At 65.6% G+C, this 13,964-nt stretch carries 11 protein-coding genes; 10 read left to right on the top strand and 1 reads right to left on the bottom strand.

All coding sequences use genetic code 11. The features are described from left to right. The first annotated feature begins 97 nt into the window (after positions 1-97). The 9 genes from bioF (at position 98) to FAS41_RS20730 (ending at position 11,374) form a co-directional block, all read left to right on the top strand. Positions 98-1,303 (top strand): 8-amino-7-oxononanoate synthase, encoded by a 1,206-nt coding sequence (gene bioF / locus FAS41_RS20770; protein ID WP_138525333.1) that lies wholly within the window; start codon positions 98-100, stop codon positions 1,301-1,303. Next, entirely contained in the window at positions 1,296-2,021 is a 726-nt protein-coding gene (locus tag FAS41_RS20765; RefSeq protein ID WP_138525332.1) for an alpha/beta fold hydrolase, read from the top strand. The genes bioF and FAS41_RS20765 overlap by 8 nt, the downstream gene beginning before the upstream one ends. Then, entirely contained in the window at positions 2,014-2,811 is a 798-nt protein-coding gene (gene bioC / locus FAS41_RS20760; protein WP_138525331.1) for a malonyl-ACP O-methyltransferase BioC, read from the top strand. Before FAS41_RS20765 ends, bioC begins: the two co-directional genes overlap by 8 nt. Positions 2,812-2,916: 105 nt before the next feature. Next, a complete protein-coding gene (gene bioD, locus FAS41_RS20755) occupies positions 2,917-3,600 on the top strand; it encodes a dethiobiotin synthase (RefSeq protein ID WP_138525330.1) in 684 nt (227 codons plus the stop codon). 74 nt (positions 3,601-3,674) lie between these two features. Beyond that, positions 3,675-3,905, top strand: coding sequence for a hypothetical protein (locus FAS41_RS20750; RefSeq protein WP_081519677.1), 231 nt, complete (start codon positions 3,675-3,677; stop codon positions 3,903-3,905). A gap of 308 nt (positions 3,906-4,213) precedes the next feature. After that, positions 4,214-6,019: a phenylacyl-CoA dehydrogenase gene (locus FAS41_RS20745; RefSeq protein WP_138525329.1), complete on the top strand. Its 1,806-nt coding sequence runs from the start codon at positions 4,214-4,216 to the stop codon at positions 6,017-6,019. 171 nt (positions 6,020-6,190) lie between these two features. Beyond that, positions 6,191-7,471 (top strand): GGDEF domain-containing protein, encoded by a 1,281-nt coding sequence (locus tag FAS41_RS20740; RefSeq protein ID WP_138525328.1) that lies wholly within the window; start codon positions 6,191-6,193, stop codon positions 7,469-7,471. A gap of 119 nt (positions 7,472-7,590) precedes the next feature. Beyond that, complete coding sequence (locus FAS41_RS20735) at positions 7,591-9,387, top strand: acyl-CoA dehydrogenase C-terminal domain-containing protein (RefSeq protein ID WP_138525327.1); 1,797 nt, start codon at positions 7,591-7,593, stop codon at positions 9,385-9,387. A 208-nt stretch (positions 9,388-9,595) separates the two neighbouring features. After that, positions 9,596-11,374, top strand: coding sequence for an acyl-CoA dehydrogenase C-terminal domain-containing protein (locus FAS41_RS20730; protein WP_138525326.1), 1,779 nt, complete (start codon positions 9,596-9,598; stop codon positions 11,372-11,374). A 539-nt stretch (positions 11,375-11,913) separates the two neighbouring features. Here FAS41_RS20730 and FAS41_RS20725 read toward each other — a convergent pair. After that, positions 11,914-12,792, bottom strand: a complete 879-nt coding sequence (locus FAS41_RS20725; protein WP_138525325.1) for a LysR family transcriptional regulator — start codon at positions 12,790-12,792, stop codon at positions 11,914-11,916. Between the two features lie 100 nt (positions 12,793-12,892). On the opposite strand from FAS41_RS20725, the gene FAS41_RS20720 reads away from it, so the two are divergent. Further along, a complete protein-coding gene (locus FAS41_RS20720; RefSeq protein ID WP_138525324.1) occupies positions 12,893-13,600 on the top strand; it encodes an MOSC domain-containing protein in 708 nt (235 codons plus the stop codon). The last annotated feature ends 364 nt before the right edge of the window (positions 13,601-13,964 follow it).

The following is a 13,964-nucleotide window of genomic DNA, read 5'->3' as shown; positions in this document are numbered from 1 at the left end:
ACAGTCTTTCCGAGTACTTCGGTGCTGGGCGATTCGCGAGCAAGCTCGCTCCTACAGGTCCTCGTCTTGCAGGACCACCGCCGACACGGGGTTGCGTATGCCTTTCGATCTCGCCGCCCGTCTGGCCCAGCGCCAGGCGGACGACCTCTACCGCCGCCGTCCGCTGCTGGAATCGCCGCAGGGACCGGACGTGGTCATCGATGGCCAGCCGATGCTGGCCTTCTGTTCCAACGATTACCTGGGCCTGGCCAATCACCCCGAGGTGATCGCGGCGATGCGCGCCGGTGCCGAACGCTGGGGCGTTGGCGGTGGCGCCTCGCACCTGGTCAACGGCCATTGCGGTCCGCACCATGAGCTGGAGCTGGCGCTCGCCGAGTTCACCGGTCGCCCGCGCGCGCTGCTGTTCTCCACCGGCTACATGGCGAATCTGGGGACTGTCACCGCCCTCGTCGGCAAGGGCGACAGCGTGCTGGAGGACCGCCTCAACCACGCTTCACTGCTGGATGCCGGCTTGCTTTCCAGTGCGCGCTTTTCGCGCTATCTGCACAACGACGCCGCCAGCCTCGCTTCTCGTCTGGAGAAAACCGAGGGCAACACGCTGGTGGTCACCGACGGCGTGTTCAGCATGGACGGCGATCTGGCCGACCTGCCCGCACTCTGCGTCAAGGCCAGGGACAAGGGCGCCTGGGTGATGGTCGACGACGCCCACGGTTTCGGCCCGCTGGGTGCGACCGGTGGCGGCATCGTCGAGCACTTTGGCTTGGGGATCGAGGACGTGCCTGTACTGGTCGGCACCCTCGGCAAGGCCTTCGGCACTGCTGGGGCTTTCGTTGCCGGCAGCGAGGAGCTGATCGAGACGCTGATCCAGTTCGCCCGTCCGTACATCTACACCACCAGCCAGCCGCCCGCCGTGGCCTGCGCCACGTTGAAGAGCCTGGAATTGCTGCGCGCCGAGAGCTGGCGCCGTGATCACCTGAATGCGCTGATCGCGCGCTTCCGCGCCGGTGCCCAAGCCATCGGCCTGGAGCTGATGGACAGCCCGACGCCGATCCAGCCGATCCTCGTCGGTGGCAGCGCCCGGGCCATGGCGTTGTCCGCGGAGCTGCGCCAGCGAGGCATTCTGGTCGGCGCGATCCGTCCGCCCACGGTGCCGGCAGGCACGGCTCGCCTGCGCGTGACCCTGTCCGCCTCGCATAGCGAAGCGCAGGTCGACCGCCTGCTGGTAGCGCTCGCTGAAAGCTGGCAGCGCGTGTCGTCTAGCCTTCTGGCAGAGATCGATGCCGAGGAGGGCGATGATGCGTGACCAACTGATCCTGCTGCCGGGCTGGGGCCTGGGCAGCGCTCCCCTGGAACCGCTGCGCGACGCGCTGCTGGAGCAGGCGCCGCATTTGAACGTGCAGATCGAGCCGCTGCCGGCGGATGCCGACCCGAACGCCTGGCTCGACGAGCTGGACGACAACGTCGCGCATGACGCCTGGATTGCCGGCTGGTCGCTGGGCGGCATGCTCGGCGCCGAACTGGCGGCTCGCCGCGCGGAGTCCTGCCGGGGGCTGGTCACCATCGCCAGCAATCTCTGCTTCCGCCGCCGCGAGGACTGGCCGGATGCCATGGCCAATGAAGTCTTCGAGGACTTCTTCGAGGCCTTCCTGCTGGAGCCGCACCTGGTGCGCAGGCGCTTCACGATGCTGGTCAGCCAGGGCGCCCGCGACGCGCGTACCCTCGCACGCCAGCTACAGGTGGCGTTGCCGCAATTGAATGTCGAAGGCTTGACCGCCGGCCTGCAACTGCTGGGGCAGCTCGACACCCGCGCTGCCCTCGGCCGCTATCCCGGCCCGCAGCTGCACCTGTTCGCCGCCAACGATGCGCTGGTCCCGGCAAGCGCCGCCGATGCCTTGCTCGACTGGCTGCCGGACGTTGAAGTGAGCCTGTTGCCCGGTGCCAGCCACGGCCTGCCGCTGGAGCAGCCGGACGAGGTGGCGAGCGCCATCCTGAAGTTCATCCACGAGGGCGACGATGCCTGATTGCAGTACCAGCGCGCTGCCCGACAAACGCCAGGTAGCCGCCTCCTTCTCACGTGCCGCGTCGACCTACGACGCAGTGGCCGAACTGCAGCGCGCCGTCGGTGGCCGCCTGCTGGAGCTGCTGCCGGCGCAGACCGCGCCGCAGCGCTGGGTGGACCTGGGCAGCGGCACCGGTTATTTCACCCGCGCCCTGGCGGCGCGTTATCCACAGGCTCATGGCCTGTCCGTCGATATCGCCGAGGGGATGCTGCGCCACGCCCGCGAGCAGGGTGGTGCGCTGCATTTCATCGGTGGCGATGCCGAACGGTTGCCATTGCGCGATGGAATGAGCGACCTGCTGTTCTCCAGCCTGGCGGTGCAATGGTGCGCGGATTTGCCGGCGGTGCTGGGCGAGGCGCGTCGCGTGCTGCGTCCCGGCGGCATCGCGGCCTTCAGCAGCCTTTGCATCGGCACCCTGGGCGAGCTGCGGCAGAGCTGGGAGGCGGTGGACGGCTTTGTCCATGTAAACCGTTTTCGTGCCTTCGAGCAGTACCAGCAGCACTGCCAAGGCAGCGGCCTGGAAGTGCTGGCGCTGCGCACCGAGGACCGTGTCCTGCACTTCCCCGACCTGCGCAGCCTGACCCATGAACTCAAGGCGCTCGGTGCGCACAACCTCAACCCCGGCAGGCCCGACGGTCTCACCGGGCGTGAGCGGGTGCGTGCGCTGATCGCCGCCTACGAGCGCTTCCGCCAGCCCGAGGGGCTGCCGGCGACCTACCGGGTGGTCTACGCCGTGCTGCGCAAAACCTGAAACCTGTGGGAGCGAGCTTGCTCGCGAACCTGCACAGCACTGGAGCTGCCGGTGAGTTCCGTTCGCGAGCAAGCTCGCTCCTACAAATAGCTCCAGAGGAAAGTCATGTCCCACGCCTACTTCGTCACCGGCACCGATACCGAAATCGGCAAGACCACCATTGCCTCCGGCCTGCTACATGCAGCGCGGCTGGTCGGGTTGTCCACGGCGGCCGCCAAACCGGTGGCTTCGGGCTGCGAGCGCAGCCCCGAGGGACTGCGCAATTCCGACGCGCTGGCGCTGCTGGGCGAATGCAGCGTGCCGCTGGCCTATGAACAGGTAAACCCCTTCGCCTTCGAGCCGGCCATCGCCCCGCACCTCGCTGCCCGCGAGCAGGGCGTGAAGCTGACGGTGGAAGCGCTCAAGGGACCGGTGCGTTCGGTGCTAGGCCTGGGCGCCGATTTCACCCTGGTGGAAGGCGCCGGTGGCTGGCGCGTGCCGCTGGCAGGGGAGGAGAACCTGTCCGACCTGGCCATCGCCCTGGAGCTTCCGGTAATTCTTGTCGTCGGCGTGCGACTGGGCTGCATCAACCACGCCGTGCTCAGCGCCGAGGCAATCCAGCGCGACGGCCTGGTGCTGGCCGGTTGGGTGGCAAACATCGTCGACCCGGCGACCTCCCGTCTGGAAGAAAACCTCGCGACCCTCGCCGAACGCCTGCCCGCACCCTGCCTGGGACGCGTGCCGCGCCTGGCCCGCGCGACCCCGGCGGCGGTGGCGGCGCACCTGGACCTGGGTATCCTGGATTTGTAACCGCCCCTTGGCCTGGCGGACAGCGTCTGCTTGAATACTGGCCACTTGCTGCTTTTTGCTGTGGAGGCGTGTCGATGGAAATCTCCGGTAATGCTTTCTCTGCGGGCCTTTATGGCGTGCAGAACGGCCAGCGCCGCGTCGATCGCGCCAGCACTGACATCGCCACTGCCGGTAGCGCGCCCAGCGAAGTGCTGAACGACCGCCTGGTCGATCTGCGCCGCGGCGAACATGAGGTCAAGGCCAACGCCAAGGTCATCCAGGCCGCCGACGAAACGCTCGGTACCCTCATCGATATCCGCGCCTGACGGCCACTTTTCCCTTACCCGAAATGCTCTGGCGGCCGGCTGTCCTCGTGACACGCCGGCCGCTCTGCCATGGGCTTTAATTAGTCTCAGGACGTCCTTGCGAAACCACCTTGCGGACAGCTCGGCGAGCGTGACCAGGCGGTCGGTTTGCACGCTTGACAAGGGTATGGCGTAAACGTATGTTTCAAACGCCTGTTTGACTGTCCGGATGCGTGCGCGCACCGACTGGGCGGCCGGGAATGCTCCCGCACTGCGACCGCAGCAACCGGTCGCCCATTAACCAGAACCCTTCGTAGAGGTTTACCGCTATGCCTGATTACAAGGCCCCCTTGCGTGATATCCGTTTCGTTCGCGACGAGCTGCTGGGCTACGAAGCGCACTACCAGAACCTGCCGGGCGCCGAAGACGCCACCCCGGACATGGTCAATGCCATCCTCGAAGAGGGTGCGAAGTTCTGCGAACAGGTAATCGCTCCGCTGAACCGCACTGGCGACCTGGAAGGCTGCAAATGGAGCCCGGAAGGCGTCAAGACGCCGACCGGCTTCAAAGAGGCCTACCAGCAGTTCGTCGAAGGCGGCTGGCCGAGCCTGGCCCATGACGTCGAGCACGGCGGTCAGGGTCTGCCCGAATCCCTCGGTCTGGCCATCAGCGAGATGGTCGGCCAGGCCAACTGGTCCTGGGGCATGTACCCGGGCCTGTCCCACGGCGCCATGAATACCCTGCACGCCCACGGTACCCCGGAGCAGCAGCACGCCTACCTGACCAAGCTGGTTTCCGGCGAGTGGACCGGCACCATGTGCCTGACCGAGCCGCATTGCGGCACCGACCTGGGCATGCTGCGCACCAAGGCCGAGCCGCAGGCTGACGGCACCTACAAGATCACCGGCACCAAGATCTTCATCTCCGCTGGCGAACACGACATGGCCGACAACATCGTCCACATCGTGCTGGCCCGCCTGCCCGACGCCCCGCAAGGCACCAAGGGCATCTCGCTGTTCATCGTGCCGAAGTTCCTGCCCAACGCCGAAGGCAACGTGGGCGAGCGCAACGCCGTTTCCTGTGGCTCCATCGAGCACAAGATGGGCATCCACGGCAACGCTACCTGCGTGATGAACTTCGACGCCGCCACCGGCTTCCTGATCGGCCCGCCGAACAAGGGCCTGAACTGCATGTTCACCTTCATGAACACCGCTCGCCTGGGTACCGCGCTGCAAGGCCTGGCCCACGCCGAAATCGGTTTCCAGGGTGGCATCGCCTACGCTCGCGAGCGTCTGCAGATGCGTTCGCTGACCGGCCCGAAAGCTCCGGAAAAAGCCGCTGACCCGATCATCGTGCACCCGGACGTACGCCGCATGCTGCTGACTGCCAAGGCTTTCGCCGAAGGCAACCGCGCCATGCTGTACTTCGCTGCCAAGCAGGTCGATATCGTTCAGCGCAGCCAGGACGAAGAAGAGAAGAAAGCCGCTGACTCGATGCTGGCCTTCCTCACTCCGATCGCCAAGGCGTTCATGACCGAAGTGGGCTTCGAAGCCGCCAACCACGGCGTGCAGATCTATGGCGGCCACGGCTTCATCGCCGAGCACGGCATGGAGCAGAACGTCCGCGACAGCCGCATCTCCATGCTGTACGAAGGCACCACCGGCGTTCAGGCGCTGGACCTGCTGGGTCGCAAGATCCTCATGACCCAGGGCGAAGCGCTCAAGGGCTTCACCAAGATCGTGCACAAGTTCTGCCAGGCCAACGAAGCCAACGAAGCGGTCAAGGAGTTCGTTGCACCGCTGGCGGCGCTGAACAAGGAATGGGGCGACCTGACCATGAAGGTCGGCATGGCTGCCATGAAGGACCGCGAGGAAGTCGGCGCCGCTTCGGTCGACTACCTGATGTTCTCCGGTTACGCCTGCCTGGCCTACTTCTGGGCAGACATGGCTCGCCTGGCTGCCGAGAAGCTGGCTGCCGGTACCAGCGAAGAGGCCTTCTACCAGGCCAAGCTGAAGACCGCGCGCTTCTACTTCCAGCGCATCCTGCCGCGCACCCGCGCACACGTTGGCTCCATGCTGTCCGGCGCCAACAACCTGATGGACCTGGCCGAGGAAGATTTCGCCCTCGGTTACTGATCAGCGCGTTAGGCGGACGGCTTGCCGTCCGTCTGCTGAACAGGAAGAAGCCCGCCGCAAGGCGGGCTTTTTCGTATCTGCGATCACACAAATGCCTGCAGAAAATGCCATCATTACGCCACTTGCCGGCCGCCTGACCGTGAGCCCGGTATCCACCCTGCGGAACCCCTTGTGCGACCCACGGCCCCCTATCGGCTCAGCCACTTCCTCACGCCTCTGCTGCTGATCCCGGCCGGCATCGCCGCCGGCTCCCTGGCCGAACTGTCCGACTTCTTCACTTCGCTGTTCAACGTCCTGCCGACTCTGTTGCTGTTGCTCGGTGGCGCGCTTTGCCTGGTCTACAACCGCCTGCGCCAGCTGTTCATGCTGACCTGCGTGTACATTGCGTACTTCCTGCTCGATACCCAGGTCGACTACTTCCAGGCCCGCCGCGTGGTGATGCCCGAGGCCGCGCTGGTCTTCCACCTGTGCTGCGTGCTCCTGCCGCTGCTCTATGGGATGTACGGCATCTGGCAGGAGCGCATGCACCTGCTGCAGGACCTGCTGGCCCGCAGCGCCGCGCTGATTGCCGTGGCCGGTGTGGCGACGGCCCTGGCCAAGCGTTTCCCGCAGGGCCTGGCGGAGCTGCTCAGCGATACCTACTGGCCGGCCCTGCACGGCCAGTGGATGAACCTGGCGCAGCTGTCCTACTTCGGTTTCCTCATGGCCTTCATCGCCCTGGTCGCCGCCTACGTGCGCCAGCCGCGGCCGCTGCACGCCGCACAATTGGTGGGCCTGCTCGGGCTGCTGTGGATGCTGCCCAAGGTGTTCATCCTGCCCCATGCGCTGACCGTGATGACCAGCCTGGTGATGCTTACCCTGGCCGGTGCGGTCGCGCACGAGGCCTACCAGATGGCCTTCCGCGACGAACTCACCGGCCTGCCCGGCCGCCGCGCGCTGAACGAGCGTTTCCAGCGCCTCGGCCAGCAGTACGTGCTGGCGATGATCGACGTGGACCACTTCAAGAAATTCAACGACAGCCATGGCCACGATGTCGGCGACCAGGTGCTGCGCATGGTCGCCAGCCAACTGCGTCGCACCGGTGGCGGTGGCAAGGCGTACCGTTATGGCGGTGAAGAATTCACCCTGGTGTTCGCCGGCAAGACGGTGGAGCAGTGCCTGCCTTATCTGGACGGCGTGCGTCAGGCCATCGAGGGCTATGCGATGCATCTGCGCGACCGTGGCAACCGTCCCAGAAACGACCGCCAGGGCCGCAGCAAGCGCAGCGGCAAGGACGCGCAGACCGTCTCGGTAACCATCAGCATCGGCGTCGCCGAGCGCGATGGTGAGCGTCGCAGCCCGGAGGAGGTCATCAAGGGCGCTGACGAGGCGCTGTACTCGGCCAAGAGCGGCGGGCGCAACCGCGTGGCCGTGCATGGGCAATCCCGTCGCGGAGCGGTGCGCACTGCCTGACCCGGCCGGGTTATGACCCCGCATTCAGCGCGTGCAGCGTGATTGTCCGGGCGGTCATGGGCCGTTAGGTTCGAGGTTTCCGCGCCGTGCTGGCGCCCCGAACCGAACGGAGATTCGCGATGCCCGAGTACAAGGCCCCCCTGCGCGACGTGCGCTTCCTCACCGACGAAGTCTTCGACTTCACCGGCCGCTACGAAGCCCTCGGCGCCACCGACGCCACCCCGGACATGTTCGCCGCCATCCTCGAGGAAGGCGCGAAGTTCTGCGAGCAGGTCATCGCCCCGCTGAACCGCTCCGGCGACGAGGAAGGCTGCCACTTCGACAACGGTGTGGTGACCACGCCCAAGGGCTTCAAGGAAGCCTTTGCACAGTACGTCGAGGCCGGCTGGAACGGCGTTTCCAGCGACCCGGAATATGGCGGTCAGGGCCTGCCACCCTCCCTCGGCCTGCTGGTCAGCGAGATGATCGGCGCGTCCAACTGCTCCTGGGGCATGTACCCCGGCCTGACCAAGGGCGCCATGGCTGCCATCCACGCCCATGGAACCGCCGAGCAGAAGACCACCTACCTGCCGCGCATGACCAGCGCGATCTGGACCGGCACCATGTGCCTCACCGAGCCGCACTGCGGCACCGACCTGGGCATCATCAAGACCCGCGCCGTGCCCAACGCCGACGGCAGCTACGCGATCACCGGCACCAAGATCTTCATCTCCGCCGGTGAGCACGACCTCTCCGAGAACATCATCCACCTGGTCCTGGCCAAGCTGCCTGACGCACCGGCCGGCACCAAGGGCATCTCACTGTTCATCGTGCCCAAGTTCAACCTGGACGCGAACGGCGACGCCGGCGAGCGCAACGCCGTGGCCTGTGGCTCCATCGAGCACAAGATGGGCATCAAGGCCTCGGCCACCTGCGTGATGAACTTCGACGGCGCCAAGGGCTTCCTGATCGGCGAGGCCAACAAGGGCCTGGCCTGCATGTTCACCATGATGAACCACGCGCGCCTGGGCACCGGCATGCAGGGTCTCTGCCTTGGCGAGACCAGCTACCAGGGCGCGGTGCGCTACGCCCAGGACCGTCTGCAGATGCGCTCGCTGACCGGCCCGAAGGCGCCGGAGAAGCCCGCCGACCCGATCATCGTCCACCCGGACGTGCGCCGCATGCTGCTGACCATGAAGGCGTTCAACGAAGGCAACCGCGCGCTGGCCTACTTCACCGCGCAACTGCTGGACATCGAGCACCTGTCCCAGGACGCCGAGGAGCGTGAGCGCGCGGCCAACCTGTTGGCCTTCCTCACGCCGATCTGCAAGGCCTTCATGACCGAGACCGGCCTGGAAGTCACCAACCACGGCATGCAGGTGTTCGGCGGCCACGGCTTCATCCGCGAGTGGGGCATGGAGCAGCTGGTGCGCGACTGCCGCATCGCGCCGATCTACGAGGGCACCAATGGTATCCAGGCGCTGGACCTGCTGGGCCGCAAGGTCCTCGGCAGCCAGGGCAAGCTGCTGATGGGCTTCACCAAGCTGGTGCACCAGCTCTGCCAGCAACACGCCGAACACCCGCGGTTGAAAGCCCAGGTGGCCCAGCTGGCGGCGCTGAACAAGCAGTGGGGCGAGCTGACCCAGAAGGTCGGCATGGCCGCCATGAAGAACCCGGACGAAGTCGGCGCCGCCTCGGTGGACTACCTGATGTTCTCCGGCTACGTCACCCTCGGTTACTTCTGGCTGCGCATGGCGCTCGTCGCCGGGCAGAAGCTGGAGGAGGGCGCCGGAGAGAAGGCCTTCTACGAAACCAAGCTGGCCACCGCCGAGTTCTACTTCAGTCGCCTGCTGCCCCGCGCGTCGGGCCATGTGGCAGCGGCTGAGGCGGGTTCCGAGGTGCTGATGCGCCTGTCGGCCGAGCAGTTCGCCCTGTAAACCCCGCGCCAGACAAGGAGGCCCGCCCTGCGCGGGCCTCCTTGCCCATCGCTACAAAATGTGACCAATCTGTAGTTGTATGGTCACAACATGACGCTTAAAGTCTGAAAAGTTGTTGGAGTAAACTCCGGCGGCGTACCTTCGTGTACCTCCTATTCTGATACCGCTGGCTGCCTGATCAGCCGTCGTTTTCGTTCGAGGATCCATCATGGCTGACTACAAAGCTCCCCTGCGCGACATGCAATTCGTCCTCAATGAAGTCTTCGAGGTCGCCAATCTCTGGGCCGAACTGCCCGCCCTGGCCGAAACCGTCGATGCCGAGACGGCGTCCGCGATTCTCGAAGAGGCCGGCAAGGTTACCGGCGGCGTGATCGCCCCGCTGAACCGCAGCGGCGACGAAGAAGGCTGCAGCTGGAGCGCCGAGGGCGTGAAGACCCCGGCTGGCTTCCCCGAGGCCTACCGCACCTACGCCGAAGGCGGCTGGGTGGGTGTCGGCGGCGCGCCGGAGTTCGGCGGCATGGGCATGCCCAAGGTGATCGGTGCCCAGGTCGAGGAAATGGTCAACTCGGCCAACCTGTCCTTCGGCCTGTACCCGATGCTGACTGCCGGCGCCTGCCTGTCGCTGCTCAACCACGCCAGCGAAGAACTGAAAGCCAAGTACCTGCCGAACATGTACGCCGGCACCTGGGCCGGTTCCATGTGCCTGACTGAGCCGCACGCCGGCACTGACCTGGGCATCATCCGCACCAAGGCCGAGCCGCAGGCTGACGGTAGCTACAAGATTTCCGGCACCAAGATTTTCATCACCGGCGGCGAGCATGACCTGACCGAGAACATCATCCACCTGGTGCTGGCCAAGCTCCCCGACGCGCCGGCCGGCTCCAAGGGCATCTCGCTGTTCCTGGTGCCGAAGGTGATGGTCAACGCCGACGGCTCCCTGGCCGAGCGCAACGCCGTGTCCTGTGGCTCCATCGAGCACAAGATGGGCATCAAGGGTTCCGCCACCTGCGTGATGAACTTCGACGGCGCCACCGGCTGGATCGTCGACGCGCCGAACAAGGGCCTGGCCGCCATGTTCACCATGATGAACTACGAGCGCCTGGGTGTTGGTATCCAGGGCCTGGCCACCGGCGAGCGTTCCTACCAGAGCGCCGTGGAGTACGCCCGCGAGCGTATCCAGAGCCGCGCGCCGACCGGCCCGGTCGCCAAGGACAAGGCTGCCGACCCGATCATCGTCCATCCGGACGTGCGCCGCATGCTGCTCACCATGAAGGCCCTGAACGAAGGCGGCCGTGCCTTCTCCAGCTACGTCGCCATGCAGCTGGACACCGCCAAGTACAGCGAAGAGCCGACCACCCGCAAGCGCGCCGAGGAACTGGTCGCCCTGCTGACCCCGGTGGCCAAGGCCTTCCTCACCGACATGGGCCTGGAAACCACTATTCACGGCCAGCAGATCTTCGGCGGCCACGGCTTCATCCGCGAGTGGGGCCAGGAGCAGCTGGTGCGCGATTGCCGCATCACCCAGATCTACGAAGGCACCAACGGCATCCAGGCGCTGGATCTGATGGGCCGCAAGATCGTCGGCAGCGGCGGCGCCTACGCCAAGCTGTTCACCGACGAGATCCGCGCCTTCACCGCTTCTGCCTCCGCCGAGCTGGCCGAGTTCACCGGCCCGCTGAACGCCGCCGTGCAGAACCTGGACGAGCTGACCGCCTGGGTCCTGGACCGTGCCAAGGGCAACCCGAACGAGATCGGCGCCGCCTCGGTCGAGTACCTGCACGCCTTCGGCTACACCGCCTACGCCTACATGTGGGCCCTGATGGCTCGCGCTTCGCTGGGCAAGGAAGGCCAGGACGAGTTCTACGCCAGCAAGCTGGGCACCGCGCGCTTCTACTTCGCCCGCCTGCTGCCGCGCATCCACTCCCTGAGCGCCTCGGTGAAGGCTGGCAGCGAGTCGCTGTACCTGCTGGATGCCACGCAGTTCTGAGCCTCCGCGTCTGAAAAGCCCCGCTCCGGCGGGGCTTTTTTATGGGGATATTTCTTTTTCCAAGGGTGCTATTTCGAATCTTTGTAAGCCATGGCTTACAAACAGCGGTGGTGATCGGCGTCTATCTGACAAAGGCCTACAGCGGTAACCTTTCTCTCAGTCAGGACATTGCGCAGGAAGCGCCAACGACAATACGGAAACAAGGGAATCCACCAAGGACGGTGGCTAGCACGGACGTCAGGATATCGGTCTGCAAAACCCCGCTTCGCAAGAGGCGGGGTTTTTTCTTTGCCTGGGATTCCTGCACCTCAAACCCGAGCCTGCGTGGACTGCTCACCCGTAGGACGATTAACGCGCTAGCGTTATCCGCCATCGTCCGGGCCGGCGCATGACCTGTTCCAGGTTATGCGCCCTATGCGGCGGGCATCCGCATGGGTATCGCTGCGCTCCACCCATCCTACAAACGGCGGCGGGGCAGACATGGAGCGCGAACGTAGGATGGTGTGGAGCGTAGCGATACCCATCACCCCTGGTGGTCGTCAGACTGCCCCGTCGAGCAACGATCGCAGTAGCTCCACCGTCGGCTGTTGCCGCTGCGCATCGCGATAGACCAACCCCACGCTCAAGGGAATCCGTGGTTCGCTCAAGGGTTTCCAGAGCAGGTCCTTGTGAGCGTGTATTTGTCGGGTACGGCCAGGCAGCACGGTCGCGAAACGACTTTGCGGCAGGCTGTCGAGGATGCCGCTCATGTGGTTCAGCTCCGCCTGCACCCTTGGCCGCCGGCCGATGGCTGCCAGCTGTTCCTGCCAGATCTGCCGGACGCGGAATTCTTCGCCGAGCAGCAGCATCGGTAATTCCGCCGCCTGGGCCAGCGACACCTTCTTGAAATCCTTCAGCGGATGATCCGCCGGGATCACCAGTTGCAGCTCGTCCGGATACAGCTCCACGCCGTGCAGTGCCGGCTGGCGCGGCGGCAGGAAGCCGATGCCGATATCCAGCTGGCCGATCAGCAGGCGGCGCTCGATCTCCACCCCGGAGAGCTCGTAGATGCGCACCTGCACGTGCGGCTGCGCTGCATGCAGACGTTCCACCAGGTGCGGCACCAGGCTCGCGTTGACCGTCTGCAGCACACCGATAGTCAGGCTGCGTGCGGTCTGGCCGCGAAATCCCCGCAGTGCCTCGCGGGCGCGCTCCAGACCTTCCAGGAGCGGCACCGCGTGGTTGTACAGCGTATGTGCGGCGGCGGTGGGCAGCAGGCGTTTGCCGCTGCGCTGGAACAGCGCCACGTCGAGGTTCTGCTCCAGCTGACGGATCTGCTGCGACAGCGCCGGCTGGGAAATCGCCAGGCGTTCGGCGGCGCGCCCGACGTGGCCTTCCTCATACAGCGCAACGAAATAGCGGAGTTGGCGGAAATCCATAAGGTCTGCTTATCAACGAAACTGGAAAATCGAAATGGAGTGTTGCCTATCCAGGCCTCTACTCTAGCGCTTGTCCGCTGTCTCAGATGGGTAGACAAAGGTGGAAAGCATCGTCATCCAGGGCGTTTTCATAGGCAAAGTCGAAGAAAGCTGGGGAGGTTTGCTCAGCGACATCGGCAAGCTGGAAACGCATCAGGAAGTCTGGCTCGGCGCCGAAGGGCTACCGGGCGACGCACGCGCCGACCTTCGTCGCGATGGTGGCCTGGATCGCGCGCTGCACCACTACCCGGCCGAGCACTATCGCCACTGGCGCAAGCAGCACCCGCAGACGCGCTGGCGACAGCCGGCCTTCGGCGAGAACCTGTCGACCTTCGGCCTCAATGAGCAGGAGGTCTGCATCGGCGACCTGTTTCGCTGGGGTGAAGCGCTGATCGAAGTGAGCCAGCCGCGCTCGCCCAGCTACCGCCTGGCCAAGCGCTGGAACCTGCCCGAACTGCCTTTCGAGGTACAGGAACAGGGGCGCTGTGGCTGGTTCTACCGGGTGCGCCGTTCCGGCATGGTCGCCCCCGACGCACCGCTGGAGCTGGTGCAGCGGCATTACCCGCAGCTCACCGTGGCGAGCCTGCTGGACTGGTACTTCGGCCAACCGCTGGAACGTACCGGACTGCGCCTGATGATGGCCTGCGACGCGCTCTCCCTGCGCTGGCGCAAGACCGCCGCGCAACGCCTCACCAGTGGCGTGCTGGAAGACTGGACGGCCCGCCTGGCGGGCCCCGAATGTTCGGAGCAGGGCGGCCTGCAGAGCTGAGCCGCACTGTTTCGCAAATGCCCTCGCGCCCGCCCCCGGACGTCGTCTTGGTCCTGCGGGGCGGCTTTTATTGCCGCCGCCGAGCCTGTCACGGGGCCCGGCGGCGTTGTCATGCCGACGTAACACCGCATTCCTAACCTTCCGCCGATAGCTTCTACTGACAACCCGAGCCGTCAGAAAGACGGCCGTGCGGAAGGAACCTTCTGATGAGCGAGCGTTTCCAGGATTTCCACGACCGACTGGCGGCCTTCGACGACCAGCCGATCAACCCCTCCGGCAACGTGCCGATGAGCGAGCTCATCGATGCCTCACGCCGCCGCCTGCTGAAGAACAGCCTGGTGCTGGGCGCCGTCGGCTTCCTTGG

Source organism: Pseudomonas nicosulfuronedens (genome assembly GCF_005877905.1).
GTDB classification, from domain to species: Bacteria; Pseudomonadota; Gammaproteobacteria; order Pseudomonadales; family Pseudomonadaceae; genus Pseudomonas; species Pseudomonas nicosulfuronedens.
The sequence above is the reverse complement of the archived record's forward strand: the minus strand, read 5'-3'. Positions and strand labels throughout refer to the sequence as shown.